At 73.6% G+C, this 17,430-nt stretch carries 15 protein-coding genes; 8 read left to right on the top strand and 7 right to left on the bottom strand.

The features are described from left to right. Positions 1-8: 8 nt before the first annotated feature. The 3 genes from ACZ6ZI_RS33210 to pgfA all read right to left on the bottom strand — a co-directional run bounded on the left by ACZ6ZI_RS33210 (position 9) and on the right by pgfA (position 3,412). A complete protein-coding gene (locus tag ACZ6ZI_RS33210) occupies positions 9-758 on the bottom strand; it encodes a class I SAM-dependent methyltransferase (RefSeq protein WP_363058221.1) in 750 nt (249 codons plus the stop codon). Then, positions 751-2,001, bottom strand: a complete 1,251-nt coding sequence (locus tag ACZ6ZI_RS33205) for a glycosyltransferase family 4 protein (RefSeq protein ID WP_469527187.1) — start codon at positions 1,999-2,001, stop codon at positions 751-753. Before ACZ6ZI_RS33205 ends, ACZ6ZI_RS33210 begins: the two co-directional genes overlap by 8 nt. 457 nt (positions 2,002-2,458) lie before the next feature. Next, a complete protein-coding gene (pgfA, locus tag ACZ6ZI_RS33200; protein WP_469527186.1) occupies positions 2,459-3,412 on the bottom strand; it encodes a cell envelope lipid trafficking protein PgfA in 954 nt (317 codons plus the stop codon). A 237-nt stretch (positions 3,413-3,649) separates the two neighbouring features. Between pgfA and ACZ6ZI_RS33195 the strand changes: the two genes are divergently transcribed. The 3 genes from ACZ6ZI_RS33195 to ACZ6ZI_RS33185 all read left to right on the top strand — a co-directional run bounded on the left by ACZ6ZI_RS33195 (position 3,650) and on the right by ACZ6ZI_RS33185 (position 6,319). After that, positions 3,650-3,832: a hypothetical protein gene (locus ACZ6ZI_RS33195; RefSeq protein WP_469527184.1), complete on the top strand. Its 183-nt coding sequence runs from the start codon at positions 3,650-3,652 to the stop codon at positions 3,830-3,832. A 79-nt stretch (positions 3,833-3,911) separates the two neighbouring features. Further along, entirely contained in the window at positions 3,912-5,126 is a 1,215-nt protein-coding gene (locus tag ACZ6ZI_RS33190; protein WP_469527181.1) for a PucR family transcriptional regulator, read from the top strand. A gap of 146 nt (positions 5,127-5,272) precedes the next feature. Next, positions 5,273-6,319: a mechanosensitive ion channel family protein gene (locus ACZ6ZI_RS33185; protein ID WP_469527179.1), complete on the top strand. Its 1,047-nt coding sequence runs from the start codon at positions 5,273-5,275 to the stop codon at positions 6,317-6,319. A 36-nt stretch (positions 6,320-6,355) separates the two neighbouring features. Here ACZ6ZI_RS33185 and ACZ6ZI_RS33180 read toward each other — a convergent pair whose 3' ends face one another. Beyond that, positions 6,356-7,930, bottom strand: coding sequence for an alpha/beta fold hydrolase (locus tag ACZ6ZI_RS33180; protein WP_469527177.1), 1,575 nt, complete (start codon positions 7,928-7,930; stop codon positions 6,356-6,358). 46 nt (positions 7,931-7,976) lie between these two features. Next, entirely contained in the window at positions 7,977-9,599 is a 1,623-nt protein-coding gene (locus tag ACZ6ZI_RS33175; protein ID WP_469527175.1) for an alpha/beta fold hydrolase, read from the bottom strand. Between the two features lie 262 nt (positions 9,600-9,861). Here ACZ6ZI_RS33175 and ACZ6ZI_RS33170 point away from each other — a divergent pair, with 262 nt between their 5' ends. From ACZ6ZI_RS33170 to ACZ6ZI_RS33155, 4 genes are all read left to right on the top strand, one after another. After that, positions 9,862-11,151 (top strand): sulfite oxidase, encoded by a 1,290-nt coding sequence (locus ACZ6ZI_RS33170; protein WP_469527173.1) that lies wholly within the window; start codon positions 9,862-9,864, stop codon positions 11,149-11,151. A gap of 173 nt (positions 11,152-11,324) precedes the next feature. Continuing rightward, positions 11,325-11,717, top strand: a complete 393-nt coding sequence (locus tag ACZ6ZI_RS33165; protein WP_469527171.1) for a hypothetical protein — start codon at positions 11,325-11,327, stop codon at positions 11,715-11,717. A 268-nt stretch (positions 11,718-11,985) separates the two neighbouring features. After that, entirely contained in the window at positions 11,986-12,573 is a 588-nt protein-coding gene (sigK, locus tag ACZ6ZI_RS33160; protein WP_469527169.1) for an ECF RNA polymerase sigma factor SigK, read from the top strand. Beyond that, positions 12,570-13,322, top strand: coding sequence for an anti-sigma factor (locus tag ACZ6ZI_RS33155; protein WP_469527166.1), 753 nt, complete (start codon positions 12,570-12,572; stop codon positions 13,320-13,322). The genes sigK and ACZ6ZI_RS33155 overlap by 4 nt, the downstream gene beginning before the upstream one ends. Before the next feature lie 24 nt (positions 13,323-13,346). Here the strand turns inward: ACZ6ZI_RS33155 and ACZ6ZI_RS33150 are convergent, their stop codons facing one another. Together ACZ6ZI_RS33150 and ACZ6ZI_RS33145 are read right to left on the bottom strand one after the other, a co-directional pair. After that, complete coding sequence (locus ACZ6ZI_RS33150) at positions 13,347-14,075, bottom strand: hypothetical protein (RefSeq protein WP_469527164.1); 729 nt, start codon at positions 14,073-14,075, stop codon at positions 13,347-13,349. Between the two features lie 47 nt (positions 14,076-14,122). Further along, on the bottom strand, positions 14,123-15,754 hold the full coding sequence (locus ACZ6ZI_RS33145; protein ID WP_469527162.1) for an AMP-binding protein: 1,632 nt from the start codon (positions 15,752-15,754) through the stop codon (positions 14,123-14,125). A gap of 375 nt (positions 15,755-16,129) precedes the next feature. On the opposite strand from ACZ6ZI_RS33145, the gene ACZ6ZI_RS33140 reads away from it, so the two are divergent. Then, positions 16,130-17,428, top strand: a complete 1,299-nt coding sequence (locus tag ACZ6ZI_RS33140; RefSeq protein WP_469527160.1) for a serine hydrolase domain-containing protein — start codon at positions 16,130-16,132, stop codon at positions 17,426-17,428. Positions 17,429-17,430: the final 2 nt, after the last annotated feature.

Below are 17,430 nucleotides of genomic sequence, written 5' to 3'. Positions count from 1 at the left end.
TCGCATGCTCATGGGCTTCGCCTGAGAATCAGCAGCAGATTCCAGGTGGCGATCTCGCGGAGTCCGGGCACCCGGGTGATCGTGCTCGCGAAGAACGGCCAGTAACGCGATCGGGCCGTGACGACCTGGACGTCGTCGCGGCCGCGGACGTGCCGCAGGGTGGGACCGATGTGGACGGCGAAGAGGTTCTCGCCGAGGGTGTGCTTGGCCTCGTGCCCGGTGCGCCGCTTGTAGCGCGCGCGGGCCCGGTCGGCGCCGAGGTAGTGCCACGGGGCGGTCTCGTGACCGCCCCAGGGGGAGAGCCAGTTGGTGAAGGACAGGTAGATCAGTCCGCCGGGGCGGGTGACCCGGGCCATCTCGCTGATGAACGTCTGCGGGTCCGCGACGTGCTCCAGCACGTTGGACGAGAAGCACACGTCCGCCGCGCCGTCGGCGAGCGGCAGCAGGTAGCCGTCCGCGAGCACCGCGTCCTCGGGGGGACGGCCGCGGGAGCCCAGCTCCCTCGGGTCGGGCTCGAAGAGGTAGCTGTGCGCGCCGCGCCGGCGGAACTCCTCGGTGAAGTGGCCGCTGCCTCCGCCGATGTCGACGACGATCTTGCCGGGCAGGTCGACGTGGCGCGCCACCTGCGCGACGGAGTCGCGGGCCAGCATCGTGTAGCAGCGCTCGGGGTCGGTGGGCTCGCGCATGAACGCCCGGAAGAGGGCGGCCGAACGCCTCAGCGACGGATCCTTGAACCCGCGTTCGGTGACCTCAGCCATGACCGCCCTTGCCTGGTGCCCGTCCCTGCGTGGCGGCGCGGGCCGCGGCCTCGGCGGCGACCGCCTGGAACTGACGGACCGTCGCGCTCCAGCGGAAGTTCGCGGCCCGTCGGGCGGCGGCCCGCCCCATGGCCGCGCGCCGCTCGCCGCTGAGGGCCAGGGCGCACCAGGCGGCGGCGAAGGAGCTCTCGCCCTTGGCGAGCACCCCGGTCTCCCCGTCCACGACGGAGTCGCACAGGCCGGGGATGTCGAAGCCGATCGCGGGGGTGGCGCGGGCGGCCACCTCGGTGACGACGAGCCCCCAGCCCTCGACGAGCGAGGGGTGCAGCAGGAGCCACGCCTCGCACATCAGCCGGTGCTTCTCGGCGTCCGAGACCCGTCCGGCGAAGGTCACACCGGGGCCGGCCATGGCCTCCAGCCGGCCCCGCTCGGGGCCGTCGCCCACGATGACCAGCCGGCCGCCGGTGACGGGGCGCACCCGTTCCCACAGCCGGAGGAGCAGGTCGATGCGCTTGTACTCCACGAGTCGGCCGACGGCCAGGAACAGCGGTTCCTTCGCCTCGGGCAGCAGGGGGCCGGGTTCCTCGACGCCGTTGTTGACGATCCTGATGCGGTCCGCGGCCACGCCGATGCCGCGCAGCTCGGCGGCGGTCGACTCGGAGACGGCCACCATGAGGTTGTCGCGGTGGGTGCCCGACAGCGCCCAGTGCTCCAGCCTGCGTCCGAGCCGGGCCGCCGGGCCCGGGTACCGCATCTGCCACAGATCGGTGTGCACGTGGTTGACCAGGCACAACGTCGGTCCGCGGTGCCACAGCGGCGCCAGGTACGGCATGCCGTTGCACACCTCCACCAGCAGGTCGCAGTCGCCGACCTCGCGGGCGAAGGTCGCCTTGGCCCGCAGGAAGTGACCCGCGTCGCCTCCTGCGGAGACCACCCGGTAGTCGCGTGCGGCGGCCGGACCGCCGCACACCAGGGTGACCTCGTGGCCGCCGGCGGTGAGGCCGTCGGCGATGCGGTCGATGAGCAGTTCCGAACCGCCGGCGGCCGGGTTGGCCAGGTCACGACGGGCGAGGAAGGTGATCTTGTGCGGCAGGGGCGGTACGGGCGCCGCGGGCGGTACGGGCGGTGCGACGTGCGGGTCCGCGGTGAGGGGTACGGCGCCGTGGGCGCCGGTGCGGGTGCGAGCGGGGACGGGACAGGAGTCCGTCTGGCCGGGGGCCAGGGCGGACGCGCGCTGGGGCATAGAGGTGCTCCAACTCGGCGGCTGCGGGAGGCAGGCGGGTGAGGGATGGCCGGGCTTCCGGGGATGAAGCGCTGGGCTGGCTCGGTGTGCGGTCACTGCGGGGTGATGCGGGTGCTGGGGGTACTGCGGGTGATGCCGGGCGATGCGGGTGCTGGGGGTACTGCGGGTGATGCGGGTCGTGCGGGTGACGGGGACGATGCGGACGCAGGTGCTGCGCGTGCGGGTGTTGCGGGTGGTGTCGTACTGCCGGTCCGCGGTGCGTGCGCACCGCGGGTAGTTGCGTACTGCGCGCTACGTGCCGCGTACCGCGGGTGCCGGGGTGCCGCGGCGCCGCCGGTCGGGCGGCTCCGCCGGTAACACGGTGCTTACCGCGGGGTAACCTCAGTGTTCGTATCGCGATTGGTTCCGGCTACTCACCGGGGTGACAACTTCGACTCCTCGGCGAGCCCGGTTTTTGTCATCCGGCTGAGTGTCCGGGCCGACGGCCCCGAACCAGCAGGACGACGCCGGCGACGATCAGCACTCCGCCCGCGATCCCGCCCACGAGCGGCACGGTCTCGCCGAGCAGCTCCAGCTGGCCGCTGCCCTCACCGGCCAGCTTGACCTGCTCGCGCCGGGTCTCCTCGCTGAACTCCAGCCGTTCGCTGGAGAGCAGCGTGACCGCGTCGGTCTGCGAACCGGGGGCCCGCAGCGTTTTCGTCGGCGCGAGAGCCGCGTTGATGATCCGGCCGGTGCGCGGGTCCGCGGTCAGCTCGATCCGAGTGTTCGAATACCACTCCTCGGCCGCCACCTGACCGGGGTTCGAGCTGCCCACCAGGACGCCCGGCACCAGGCGGGTGCCCGTCGCGGTGGCCTTGACGGAGCCGACGAAGCGGTAGCCCTCGTGCCCGTCCACCGTGACGACCCGGTCGAACTCCAGCGGCACCGTGGCGCCCAGGCTGCTGTCCCACCAGGTGTAGCCGCGCTTCTCCACGTCGAACGGGAACTTCAGGTACGCCTCGCCCTCGAACCGGGGCTTCTCCTCGCAGCAGTGCACCGGGAGGTTCGTCCTGCGGTCGGTCACCCAGCGCTCGGTGGTCCACTGGAGGGATTTGCGCGGGTCGGCCAGGGGGAGCGACGTCGGCGTGTCGATCTGGGTGGAAACGTCCCAGACCGCGTTTCCGCTGCGCTCGCTGCCGGCGACGTCTCCCACCACCCGACGGGTGATCGTGAGCTGCTGGTCCTTGAGCGTGGCCACGGAGCCGGTGTCGAAATAGCTGCCCTTGCCCTCGAAGACCGTCATGGAGACGGTGTCCGTCGGGGTGCGCTTGGCGCGCGGCTCCACGTACCAGGCGAAGAGTTGGCCGAGGACCAGCAGAAAGACACCGGCACCCAGCAGGATCAGGGACAGGGGTGATGCGGAACGACGCATGCGGGTACTCCGATACGGACGCGAGGTGCGGGAGTTCGGGGCGGTGCGGGAACGGCCGCGCGTACGGATCACAACCCGTCCGGGGCGATAAGCGACTTACCCGGTGGTAACACTGCCGTGAACGGCGAAGCTAGGTGGAGCTTGACCACCTGTCAATGCGCCTCGCATACTGACCGCGCCGGACCGGGCCGGCGCGCTGGGTGACAGACCTCATCGACTGAGAGGCCGATCATCCTCATGTCCAGACTGCTCGCCGCCCTCCTGACCTGCGTCGTCGCCACCGCTCTGGCGACGGGCGCCGCGTTCGCCGTCGTCGCCGCCCTCGACGCCACACCCCCGCAGCAGAACGTGCCGCTCGTCACATTCCCCGACCCGCCCGTCCCCGGACCCTCGGGATCCAAGGGGCCGGGCGAGGGCTAGACCACGCCCTCGGGACCGGCCGGCCCGCGTGCGGGCGGGCCGACGCACTCTTTTCGACCGGAAGTCCAGGAGCGGTGGTTTGGAAGCCTCGTCAGCATGGCGCGACGTACCTCGGCAACGGATCCAGCGGTTCGCCGGCCGCGCTCTGGAGGAGGTCCCCAGGCTGGCGCAGGACATCCTCGCCGCGATCCGGCGGGAGTACCCGAGCCTGGTGTTCATCGACGACGACTCCGGGGAGCCGAAGGCCCTGGTGGCGATCCGGCACGCGCTGGAGCAGTTCGTCGAGCAGATGACCCGGGGCTCGGACCGTCCGAGCGCCCTTCCGGAGATGTTCCGGGACTTCGGACGCGGCGAGGTCGCGCACGGGCGCAGCCTCGACTCCCTCCAGGGGATCTACCGGTTGGGCGTGCGCCTGTCCTGGCGGCGGATGGCGGAGATCGGCCGGGAGGCCGAGATCCCCTCCCTGGCCATGTACGAGCTCGCCGAGTACGCCTTCGAGTACCTCGACGTGATGGTGGCCCAGTCGGTGCGCGGCTACGCCGAGGCCATCGCCCGCCAGGCCGGGGAGCGGCTGCGCCTGCAGCGTCTGCTCATCGACCTGCTGCTGTCCGAGCACCGCTCGGACCGGTCGGCCTTCCTCGCCGACCGGGCGGCCGACGTGGGCTGGCAGCTGCCCGAGCGGGTGGCCGTGGCCGTACTGCTCCGCCCGACCGTGGAGGCGGTCGCCCCCGCCGTGGGCGACGAGGTGCTGCTCGACATGGAGGGCGAGCGACCGCGCCTGGTCGTGCCGGAGCCGGACGCTCCGGGGCGTGCGGAGCTGCTGCACCGGGCCGTCACCGGGTGGTCCGGCGCGATCGGCCCCTCGGTTCCGGTCGCGGAGGCCGCCGCGTCGCTGCGGTGGGCGGAGACCGCCGTACGCATGATCGAGCAGGGCGTCCTGCCGCGCGGGCGGCTCCTGCACAGCGCCGAACACGTCGAGGCCCTGGTCCTGTTGCCGGCGGGCGAGCTGGTGGACGACCTCGCCCGGCGGCGGCTGGCCAGGCTGGACGAGTCGGGCGGACCCGCGCACGCGCAGCGGCTCGCCGAGACGCTGCTGGCCTGGTTGGAGACGCGCGGGGGCGCGCCGGAGGTGGCCGAGCGGCTCGGCGTCCACCCGCAGACCGTGCGCTACCGGCTGCGGCAGCTCCGTGAGCTGTGGGGCGACGACCTGGACGACCCGGACCGCCGCTTCGAACTGGAGCTGGTGCTCCGGCTCCGGCGGCTGCGCGGGGACATCGCCCCCGCCCCCGGCTGATCCCGCGCGCCGGGCGGGCCGTCGCGCCGGTCGGCGGGGCCGGCGGGGCCGGCGGGTCGGCGGGTCGGCGGGTCGGCCCTTGTGTCACCTCGGCCCCCCGGGGCATAGGCGGGAACATCCATGCCGCCGACCACCACCGAGGGGATATGAACAGCGCACTTCTCCTGCCCACCGTCCTCGCGGGCTCGATCCTGCTCACCGTCCTGGCCGGGTGGGTCGCCGACCGGCTGTTGCGCCGGGCCGCCGCACGGCACCCCGAGACACCGCTCTGGGACCTGCTGCGCCCATGTCGTCGAGCCCTGCAGATCGTCCTGTTCGCCGCGCTCCTGCGGGGCGCCCACCGCTACGCCACGGCGCCGTTGCTCCAGGACGACGCGGCCGCCGTGGGCCACGTCCTGTCGCTGGTCCTCATCGGGGTGGGCGCCTGGCTGACCGTGGGGGTGGCCTCGGCCGTGGTCGAGGCCGCGTACGCCCGCTATGCCACCGGCACCCGCGACCCCGCCCGGGTGCGCCGGGTCCGCACCCAGGTGACGCTGATCATGCGCGTCGTCACGGTCCTCGTGGGCCTCCTCGCGGCCTCCGCGATGCTCCTGACCTTCCCGAGCTTCCGCGCGCTCGGCACCTCCGTGCTCGCGTCGGCGGGGATCCTCGGCATCGTGGCCGGCGTGGCGGCCCAGTCCACCCTCGGCAACCTCTTCGCCGGCTTCCAGATCGCCTTCGGCGACCTGGTGCGCATCGGGGACACGGTCGTCGTCGCGGGCGAATGGGGCGTGGTCGAGGAGATCACCCTCACCTACCTCGCCGTGCGCACCTGGGACGAACGCCGGATCACCATGCCCGTCTCGTACTTCACCACGCGCCCCTTCGAGAACTGGTCGCGCGGCGGCGTCCAGATGACCGGCACCGTCTTCCTCCACTGCGACCACAGCACGCCCGTCGACCTCGTGCGCGACAAGGTGTTCGAGGTCCTGCACGACTGCCCGGCCTGGGACGGACGCGGGTGGGACGTCGCCGTCACGGACACCACCACCTCGACCCTCGTGGTGCGGGTCATCGTCACGGCCAAGGACGCGGACGACCTGTGGACGGTGCGCTGCTCGGTACGGGAGCGCCTGGTCGCCTGGCTCGCGGAGAAGCACCCGGACGCCCTGCCCCGCGTGATCGTCGATCCCGCGCCGGCGGTCCGACGTTGAGCCGGACCGCCGTCGCGCGCGTCCTTCCTCCGGCTGTCAGGGGCCGATCTCGAACTTCGGCGCCTTGAGGTCCTTCAGGCAGGCGGTGTCCGGGGCCTCGGGGTCGTTGAAGAAGGAACGGGTGATGGACTGGGCGCACCGGGAGGTCGCGAAGACGACGTGGGGTTCGTAGGGGATCGTCACGACGGTGGCCCGGGGCAGGGTCTCGGCCACGTACGCGCCGTTGGTCGCCGCCGTCTGGGCGTCGAAGGCGCCCGACAGGGCGAGGGTGGGGATGTCGCTGCGCGTCACGTCGCGGATGGAGCGGGGCGCGGCGGGGACGTTCCAGACCTCGCAGTCGGGGCGCAGTGAGGTCAGCAGGGGGGCCTGGGCCTGGACCGACGGGGGGAACTCGGGGAAGGCGTCCCGGCCGCCGCGCAGTGCTTCGGCCTCGGTCTCGTACGGGGTCCACTCGCTGCAGAAGACGCCGTAGACCAGTCCGTGCGACAGCCGGCCGATGGCCTGGGGGCTGTACTTGCCGGACGCCCACTGCTCGGCGATCCGTTGGGGTCTGCCGTGGGCCAGTTCGTCGAGGGCGCGGGGCACCTGGGGGGCCACGTGCGTGGCGGCGGTCATCCAGTTGACCAGGGCGCCGCCGTCGAGGACGACCTTCACGCGCTTCCCGCTGTCGGGGAGGGTGACGGTGGTGGTGACCGGTTTGGCCTCCAGGTCTCGGACGAGCCGTGTGAAGGTGGCCGACAGGTTCGGGTAGCGGCGGTCGCACTCGGGCTGCCGGGCGCAGGCCTTGAACAGGCCGTCGAAGCCCTGTTCGGCCGCCTTCCACGTGATGGCGGAACCTCCGGTGGAAGGCGGCAGGATGCCGTCGATGCCCACGGCGCGGATGCCCTCGGGGTGCAGGCGCATGTAGACGAGCGCCAGTTGCGTGCCGTAGGAGATGCCGAAGACGTTCCATTCCTTCAGGCCCAGTGTCCTGCGCAGGTCCGCGAGGTCGGCGGCGCTCTCGATGTCGTTGTAGGCGCTGAGGTCGGCGCCGCTCGCGGCCAGTTTGTCGCGGCAGGCCTTGGTGGCCTCGACGTGCAGGCGTTCGGTGGACGGCGCGCCGTAGACGAGGCCGGTCGCGCGCGCGTTGAACTCGTCGATCCCGGGGCAGGTGAGCGCCGGGTCGGCGGAGTAGGTGCCGCGCTGCGACATGAGGATCAGGTCGCGGTCGCGGTTCAGGCCGCCGTCGACGGCCATCTTGGCCTCCCCCACGGCGTCGTCGCCGGGTCCGCCGGCGAGCCATACGACGGGGTCGGGTTTCGGCTCGTCCGCCACCGCCGGGATGATCGCGACGCCGAGGGTGATGTCGCGGCCGCCCGGGGCGGTGCGGTTCTCGGGCACGGTGAGGGTGCCGCAGCGGGCCCCTTCGAGTTCGGGGACCGGGTCCGCGGTCCTCGGGCAGGGGCCGGGCCGGAAGCGGGCGTCGCCCACGGTGCGGGCGACCGTCCCGGTCTCTCCCGCCGGTGTCTCCTCCCGCGCGCTCGCGGAGGTCGCGAGCAGCCCGGTGAGGAGGATCCCGGTCGTCGCCGCGGCCGATCCGGTGCGCAGGCGTCGTACGTGCGACCGTGCCATCTGTCCTCCCGCTCGATTCCGAACTCGATTCGGGGTCACTTCGGGGTCACTTCGGGGTGATCGTGAAGGGCTCCCACTTCAGGTCGGCGACGCAGCCGGTGTCCGGCGCGGTCGGACGGGCGAGGAAGGAGGCCAGCACCTTCTGGGCGCAGGGCGACTGCGGGACCACCCAGTGCCCGATGCCGGGGAACCGTAGCGTGGTCGCGCGGGGCAGCATGCGGGCGGTCTTCTGGGCCCAGCTCGCTCCGGTCTTCATGTCGAACGTCCCGTTGAGGAAGAGGACGGGCACCGAGCCGGTGGGGGCGACCCGCTGCTCGGCGGTGCGGTCGGGGACGTTCCAGATCCGGCACACCTGTTCCTGGAAGGCCAGTTGGGGCGCCTGGGCCTGGACCTGTCGCGGCCAGTCGGGGAAGGCGCGGCGGCCCGCGTCCAGGACGTCGGACGCGGAGTGGCCCGGTACCCATTCCGCGCACACCACCGAATTCGTCAGCCCGTGGGCGCTCTCGCCGACGTTCTGGTGCGCGCCGGCGGCACGGGCCCGGGCGAAGCGCTCCGGGCGTCCGCGGGCGAGTTCGTCGATCGCGGCGGGCACCTCGGCGAAGGGGATCGCCTTGGCGACGAGCAGGTTGACCAGGGCGCCGCCGTCGAGGACGACCTTGACGGGCGCCCCGCCCCCGGGCGGCGTGACGTCCAGGGTGAGCGGCCGCTCCTCCAGCTTGCGGACCTGCTCGTTCAGGGTGCGTTCGAGGTCCGGGTAGCGCGCGTGGCAGGTCGGCTCGGCGGCGCACGCCCGGTAGAGGTTGTCGAGGCCCTCGCGGGCTCCGGCCCAGGCGAAGGGCAGGGAGACGGACTGCGCGGGGGCGATCGAGTCGACCGCCACCGCGCGGATCCCCCGAGGGTGCAGGCGCAGGTAGGTGAGGGCCAGGTTGCTGCCGTACGAGTGGCCGTAGACGTTCCACTGCCCGATGCCCAGTGCGGTGCGCAGGTCGGCGAAGTCGGCCGCGTTCTCGGTGCTGTTGTAGGCGGCGAGGTCGACGCCGGCGGCCGTCAGGCGGTCGTGGCACCGCTTCGCGGCGGCGAGCATGAGCCGCTCCGTCTCGGGTGCGTAGGACGGGAGCCCCACGGACTCGGCGTAGAAGCGGTCGAGTTCAGGGCAGGCGAGGCCGGGTTGGTCGTAGCGGTTGCCGCGCTGGGCCATGACGATGAGGTCGCGGTCGCGGTTCAGCCCGGAGGAGACCAGGTACGGGATATCGTCGAAGGTCTCTCCGCCGGGGCCGCCGGCCATGAACACCACCGGGTCCGGGGCGGGTTCGGCCGCTTCGGACGGGATGACCGCGACGGCCAGCCGGATCGTCCGCCCGTCGGGGCGGGCCCTGTTCTCCGGGACCTCCAGGTATCCGCACCGGGCGGTGGCGAGCGCCTCGATCGGCGCGGGCGTCTTCGGGCAGGGGCCGGGGACGAAACGTGAGGTCGGCAAGCCCGTGGTCGAAAGGCCCGGGGCGGCGGAGCCCGAAGTGGCGAGCGCGGCGGTCCCGGCCGCTGTGGCACCGGCGCCGCCCGCACCGGCGTCCCGCGGCGCGGCTTGCGCCGGCGCGGGGCCCAAGGCCGCCACGAGGGCCAGTACGGCCCCGGCGGCGGGCGCCACGAGGGGGAAGCGGTGCTCTGCCATGTGATCCCGATCCTCTGTCGGCAGCCACGGCCGTACCGCCGGGCGATGCCGCCACGGTGGTGTCGGCGCAACGCACACCATCGACGTTACTCGCCGTCCCGAAGAGGTGCACGCGGCGGCCCGGGGCGGCGGGCCCGGGGCCGCAGGAGGCGTCGCGTTGCGCCCGTGTTGCAGGTTCGTGGCCATCGCGTCCCCGAGGTTCCCGCAGGTGGCGGGGTGGTCCTACGGTCCGTCGGGAATCGCGACCAAGGAGTGTCCCGCCATGCCCGTCGACCTGTCGGACGAGAGCCAGTACGACCGTGCGCGCCTGCGCCAGTGGGCGCGCGGCCGCGCCCGCTCCGCCGGAGTGGACCGCCGTGACCTGCTGCGGTTGTTCGCGGCGGGGGCGGCGGCCGGCCCGCTGGGGTTCGCCGCCGCCGGATCCGCCGCGGCGGCGCACCCTGGCACGGCCGCCGTGCCCGCGGCGCCGGCGGCGCCCGGGATCGTGAAACCGCTGCCGCCCGAGCTGTTCACCGCGCGCGGCACCAACGCCGAGACCAACTTCGCCGCGTTGCGCGGGACCGGACACCTCACTCCGGTGGACCGGTTCTTCGTGCGCAACCACACCGTCACCCCCCGCCTGACCGCCGCGGACTGGCGGCTGAACGTGTGGGGCGACGCCCTGGCGGGCGGCCCGGTCGCGTTCTCGTACGACCGGCTGCGCTCCCTGCCGGCCGTCGAACGCACCCTGTTCATCGAGTGCGCGGGGAACGGCCGGAGCTTCTACACCACCCAGCAGGGCCAGACGGTCACCGGTACGGCCTGGACGCTCGGTGCGATCGGCGTGGCCCGCTGGCGCGGCGCGCGCCTGTCGGACGTGTTGCGGCGGGCCGGGGTGACCCGCCGCGCGGTGGACGTGCTGCCCCGGGGCCTGGACGACGAGGTGGTCACCAACGGGGTGAACCTCGGGCGGGTCCGCCGTCCCCTGCCCGTCGCGAAGGCCCTGGACGACGTGATCCTCGCGTACGAGATGAACGGCGAGCCGCTGCCGGCCGACCACGGCGGCCCGGTCCGGATCGTGGTCGCCGACTGGATCGGCATCTCCAGCGTCAAGTGGGTCGGCGACATCGAGGTCAGCGCGCAGGCACTGTACACGCCGTGGAACACCGACCTCTACCGGCTGTTCGGCCCCGAACAGCCGCCCCAGGGCAGTGCCCCGCTGACGCGGCAGACCCTCAAGAGCGCCTTCGAGCTCCCGTCGGGCGCGACCCTGCCGGTCCACCGCACCCGGCTGCTGACCGGCCGCTCCTGGTCGGGCGCGGCCCCCGTGCACCGGGTGGAGGTGAGCACCGACGGCGGGGCGCGCTGGCGGCGGGCCCGCCTGCACGACACGCCGCGCCGGGGTTCCTGGGTGCGCTGGTCGCTGCCGTGGACCCCGCGGGCCACGGGCCCGACCGCGCTGCTGGCCCGGGCGACGGACGCCACGGGCCGTACGCAGCCGGCCACGGCCGCCCACAACACCCAGGGCTACCTGTTCGACGCGGTGGTCCGTCATCCGGTGACGGTGGTGTGAGCGGGGTGGGCCGGGGTTCCGGATGGCCGTACCGGCCGGGCCGCGCGGGTGACTTTCGGCCCCGGTTGGCCCAGGCCGGTCCGGCGTGGCGGCCGCACGGCGTGCAGTGCCGGTCGAGGGTGGACGGATCGTCCGCAACTCGCTGTGGGACGCCATCGTCGGGAGTGTGAGTCATGTTCCGTTTCCTGCCCGTCCTGCCCGTCCTGCCCGCTGCGCTCGCCCTGACCGGGGCGCTCGCCGCTCCCGCCGTCGCCGCCCCGGCCGACCCGAGGCCGATCACCTCTCCCTACGTCCAGGCCGCGGCGGACGTCACCGCCTCCGGCGCGCTGAGGCGGGCCAAGAACATCGACTGGGTGCGTCACGTCAACACCGGCCGGTACTGCGTGAACGTCAGTGAGGAGGTCAACCTGGCGTTCAGCGTGGTCCACGTCGAACTGCCCAATTCCAACCGCCGCAGCTTCAGCACGGACCCCAACTCCGTCTGCGGCCCCGACTCGGTCACCGTCTTCACGTACGACCTGAACGGCAACTACGTGGACAACCCCTTCACGGTCACCGTGTTCTGACCCCGTCCCACCGGGCCGCGCGGCCCGGGACCTCCCGCGGCCCGGCGTTCCCCCGCACAGGGGGGCGCCGGGCCGCGGGCGCGCGGCGGGGGCGGTCCGCGAAACGACCTCCCATCCGCGCGCACGTCGGCTACGAAGAAGTCCTCGGACCCACCCCGTGGTTCAGGCCGTACCGCCGACGAAGGACTCACATGCGATGGACATCCCGCCCCCGACAGGTCGTCCCGGAACGGCGCTCCGGCTGGTCGCCGCAGGCGGTGCCCGCCCGGTGAACCGACCCCTGCCCCTCGGCTCCCCCGGCCCGGCCGGCCGGCCCGATCTCGCCGAGGCCATGCACCGGGTCGCCCACGGCGACAAGGAGGCCTTCTCCCGGCTGTACGACGCCCTCGCTCCCCTGGTGTTCGGCATCGTGATGAAGGTCGTGCGCGACCGCGCGCAGTCCGAGGAGGTCGCCCAGGAGGTGATGATCGACCTGTGGCGGCAGGCCGCCCGCTACCGGCCCGAGGCCGGCAGCGTCACGACGTGGGCGGCGACGATCGCCCACCGGCGGGCGGTGGACCGGGTCCGCTCGGCGCAGGCCGCCACGGACCGCGAGCACGCCTCTGCCGCCCGCGAGCACACCACCGGATTCGACGAGGTCGCCGAGCAGGTCGAGACCCGTCTGGAGGGTGAGCAGGTACGCCGCTGCCTGCGCGGCCTGACCGAGATCCAACGCCAGGCCGTGACCCTGGCCTACTACCGGGGACTGACCTACCGTGAGGTCGCCGAGTCCCTGCGCATCCCGCTCCCGACCGTCAAGACGCGCATGCGCGACGGACTCATCCGGCTCCGCGACTGCATGGGGGTGACCGCATGAACCCGCACGACACCGACCTCCACACCCTCACGGCCGCGTACGCGCTGGACGCGCTCGAAGGCGCCGACCGCGAGGCCTTCGACGGCCACCTGGGCGACTGCGCGGACTGCCGCCTGGACGTCGAGGAGTTCCGGGCCACCGCCGCGCGGCTCGCCGCGGCGACGGCCCGGACACCCCCGGCCGCCATGAGACGGCGGACCCTGTCCGCGATCGACGGCGTACGTCAACTCCCCCCGCGGGTGGCGGTCCCCGCCGCCGCCGAACGCCTCGGCGTCCTGCGCCGGCGCGGCGCGGGCCCGCTCCTGCTGGCCGCCGCCGTGGCCGCCGCGGCCTGCTTCGCGGGCCTGGCCGCCTGGCAGTACCAGCAGGGCGAGCGGTCGGCCGAGCGGGCGGGCCGGGCCGAGCGGCGGCTCGACGCGGTGACCGCCGTCCTCGCCGCCCCGGACGCCCGCACCACGCACGGCAGGGCCACCAACGGGGCGCTGACGACCGTCGTCACCTCGGAGGTCGGGGGCGGGGCCGTCTTCGCCGCCACCGGCCTGCCCGCCCCCGCGCCGGGGAAGACCTACCAGCTGTGGCTGGGCGACGCGGGCGGGATGCGTCCGGCGGGATTCGTCCACGGGGACGGCACCGTCCTGCTCGACGGCGACCTCGGCGGCGCCACCGCGGTCGGCCTCACCCTCGAACCCACCGGCGGCTCGCCCCGGCCCACCACCACTCCCCTGCTGCTCATGACCCTGCCCGCCTGAGCGGTCGGGGTCGCGGTCACCCGGTCACGGGCGGGCGAGGGCCCGGCACCGGTCGGGAAGCCGTACGGTCCCGGGACGGTGCTCGAAGGTGTCCATGACGAGCCACTCGTCCAGTTCGGGGTCGAAGAGGTTCTGGACCCCGAACTGGAGCACCTGCCAGAAGGTCTCCGGGTTCTCCTCGTCGACGTAGATGTCACCGAGGGCCAGCGGCAGGCGGGGGTGATTGCCCGGGGGCAGCCGCGGGAGGACCACACCCACCCTCCAGTGGTGCACCTGCCGCTGTACGTGGGCGTGTCGCAGGGTCTCGCGCCCGACGAACCGGGATCCCGCGAGGATCCGGTTCAGGGACTCCAGGTCGAAGTCCGGGATGCTCGAACAGTCGTGCTCGTACAGGCCGGGCCACTTGTAGGTCAGGGTGTAGAGCGTTCCGCGGTGGATCAGGTTGGTGAACCAGATCGGGTACTGGGGACCCCCGGCGGTCATCTGGCTGTCGCCGTCGCGCCCCTCCCAGGTGAACGGCACGGTGATGTCCAGGTCCCGGACGATCCACTCGCCCTTGCCGCGGAAGTCGCGGGGCAGGCGGGGCGGGGCCGGCGTCGGGGTGGCGTCCCGGCGCTCGGCCACCGTCGCGAAGGAGGTGGTCGCCTCGGCGCCGGCCCCGTGACCCGAGGGGGGTGGAGCGGCCAGGACCAGGGCGACCGCCCCGGCGAGTGCGGCGGACGTGACCGTCCTGCGCGTGCCATTCCAACCCATGGTCCTCCTCGACCGGCGCGAAAGGCGCCGTCACGGCGCCGGGTGGGTCACCGCGATGCGGGGACAGCCGTCCCCGGAATCGTCGATTCCGAAACGTCGGTGGCGACGGCGCGGGCCCGGGCCAGCAGGTGCCTCTTGTCCGGCTTGCCGGCGTCCGTCAGCGGCAGGGCGTCGACGAACTCGACGGTCGCGGGCTCGTACATGGCCCCCTTCCGTTCCCTTACGAGGGCGCGCAGTTCCTCCTCCCCCACCCGGCCGCCCGGCGTGCGGACCACGACCGCGTGGACGCGTTCCACGCGGTGGGCGTCCGGGACCCCGAGCACCGCGCTCTGTCGGACCCCCGGGTGCGAGTTGAGCACGTCTTCGAGTTCGACCGTGTACACGTGACCGCCGACCACCACGATCATGTCCTTCAGCCGGTCCACGATGGTGAGGTAGCCGGCCGCGTCGACGAAGCCGATGTCGCCGGTGTGCAGCCATCCGTCGCGCAGCACCTCGGCGGTCAGCTCGGGCTGCTTCCAGTACCCCTCCATCACGTGGGGGGAGCGTACGCAGATCTCCCCGTGACCTCCGGTGGGCAGGCTCCGGCCGGCGGCGTCCCGGATGGATATCTCCACGCCGTCCAGGGCCCTTCCGGCGGTGCGCAGCAGCTCGGGGCGGAGCGGGTCGTGGTCCTCGGGGGTGAGCATGCTGATGCCGCCGGCTTCGTTCTGGCCGTAGAACTGGTTCAGCACCGGCCCGAAGCGCCGCACGGCCGCCGCGAGGCGGGACGGGGAGGAGGCGCAGCCGCCGTAGGTGAGCACGCGCAGGCTGGAGGTGTCGGTGCGGTCGACGTCGGGGTGGTCCATCAGCCGGTAGAGGAGGGGCGGCAGGAGGAACATGTGGGTGACGCGTTCGCGCTCGACGGCGCCGAGGACCGGGCCCGCCTCGAACCCGTCCAGCAGGACGACGGTGCCGCCGCGCCCCAGGGTGGTGTCCGCCACGATTCCGGCCGCGTGCGCGAGGGTGGTGCACACCAGGGCCCGGACGTCCTCCTCCTCGGACCAGTCGGGTCCGATCGACGTCCACTGCGCGAAGGTCGTGCAGATGGCCTTGGGGTGGCCGGTGGTCCCGCCGGTGTGCCGGATGGTGCAGACGTCACCCGGTCGTGCCGCGCCCGGCAGTACGTCGGCGGACTGTTCGGCGGCGAGCCGTACCAGGTCCGACGCGGCGTCAGGAGCCGTCCCGCGGCCCGGGTCGGTGTCCGCTCCGGCGTCCGGCCCGAGATCGGCTCCGAGGAAGAGCACGTGGTCGAGGGGGACCCGGCGGGCCAGTTCCGCGGCGCGCTCGCGGTGGGCGGGGTCGACGATCAGGGCCCGGGTCTCGACGTCCCGGAGGATGTCGGCGTGCACCTCGGCCGAAAGGCCGGCGTAGAGGTGGTTCACGGCGCAGCCGAGCAGGCCGGCGGCGTAGCGCGCCGCGATGGTCTCGGGGAGGTTCCCGGCGAGGAGCGTCACCGTGTGGCCGCGCTCGATCCCCCGGGCGCGCAGGGCGCGGGCCATGGCGTGGACGAGGCCGCGTAAGGCGCCCGCGCTCACGCGCCGGTCGCGGTACACCAGGGCCTCACGGTCCGGGTCCTTCGCCAGGGCGTCGAGGATCTCCTCGACGTGGCTGCGGAAGTGTGCGGTGGTGGCGTCCATACCGACCCCTATTGGTTGACTTGGGCAACGACTGGGGAGGTTAGCCCCGATGATCCACACGCCCAAATCGGGCGCCGTCATCCGGCCAACGCCCGCACCGACCGCCCGCGCCCCCCGACCGGGCCCCCGCCCCGGGCCGCTCCGGGGTTCCCCCGACTGGCCCCGTGCGCGGGGCCGGCGTTCCATCGAAGGACGGGGCCGGTGCGTGTGACCGGAACCTGACGCGGCTCGCGCGGTCACGTCCGTTCGCTCTCCACGGCAGGAGGCCGCCATGCTCCTCGCGACCCGAGCGACCCGAGCGACCCGAGCGGGAAGGCCGCCGCGCCCGACGCGCCCTGCGGGCCCGGTGGGCCCGACCGCCGGCCCGGACCCGACATGACCGCGCACCCGGGACCCGCCCGGTCCCGCTCCCGTTCCCGCACCCGTTCCCGCACGGTGGGCCTGTGCACCGCCGCGCTCGTCGCCACGGCCCTGCCGGCCGGCGGCGCGACAGGCGACGCGTGGGCGGCGGCCCCCGGCGCCGGCGCCCGGGCCGCGTCCGCGACGTGCGCCGCCTCCCCCACGCCCACGGGCGGCGAGGCGAAGCGGATCCTGGACATCGCCGAGGACACCCGCAGGGAACTGGACCTGAAGGCCGTCGTCCTACGGGTCACCCGCGACGGGAAGGAAGTCCTCACGGCGGCGCTCGGCGAGTCGATGTCGGGGGTCCCGACCACCGCGGACATGCACTTCCGGGCCGGTTCGGTGGCCATCGTCTACATGGGCATCGCGGCGCTGCGGCTCGTCGAGCAGGGCAAGGCCTCCCTCGACGAGCCGATCTCGCGCTGGCTGCCCGACGCCCCGCACGCCGACCGGATCACCCTGCGGATGCTCGGCAGCAGCACCTCCGGGCTGCGCGACTACGTACCGGACCCGAAGTTCCTCGCGGCCCTGTACGCCGACCCGTTCCGCCCGTGGACACCCGACGAGCTGGTGGCGATCTCGGCCTCCCACCCCCTGCTCTACCCGCCGGGGACGAGCTGGAGCTACTCCCACGCGAACTTCGTCCTGCTCGGGCAGGCCCTGGAGAAGATCTCCGGGATGCCGCTGGCCGAGCTGCTCCAACAGCAGATCATGGGGCCCGCGGGGCTGGGCGACACCCGCAACGGCACCACCCCCGAGATCGAGGAACCCGTCCTGCACTCCTACGACACCGAGCGCGGCCCGTACGAGGAGTCCACGTACTGGAACCCCTCCTGGACCACCGCCCCCGGCGCCGTGCTCAACACCCACGTCTGCGACCTCGCCCGCTCCGCGGAGGCCGTCGGCACGGGCGAGCTGCTCTCCGCGGCGGCCTTCCGGACCCAGCTGGACCCCGGCACCGTCGGCCTCGGCGGCGACACCCCCGGCTGCTCGGCCCGGGACTGCTTCAAGCAGCTGCCCGCGCGGCACTTCGGGTACGGGGTGATCGTCCAGAACGGGTGGATCCAGTCGAACCCGTCCTTCGCGGGCTACGCCGCGATCCAGGCCTACCTGCCGTCCGAGCGGCTGGCCCTGGCCGTCTCCACGACGACGGGGCCGAAGGCGCCCGCGTACAACACGGCGCAGACCATCGCGGGCCGCATCGCCGAGGCCCTCGCCCCCGGCCACGACCTGAGCGGAGCGGGGCCGGCCGAGCCGGAACGGAAGTCCTGACG

Source organism: Streptomyces sp. NPDC103540 (genome assembly GCF_055584445.1).
Note: the sequence above shows the minus strand (reverse complement) of the source record. Positions and strands in the feature narration are given on the sequence as shown.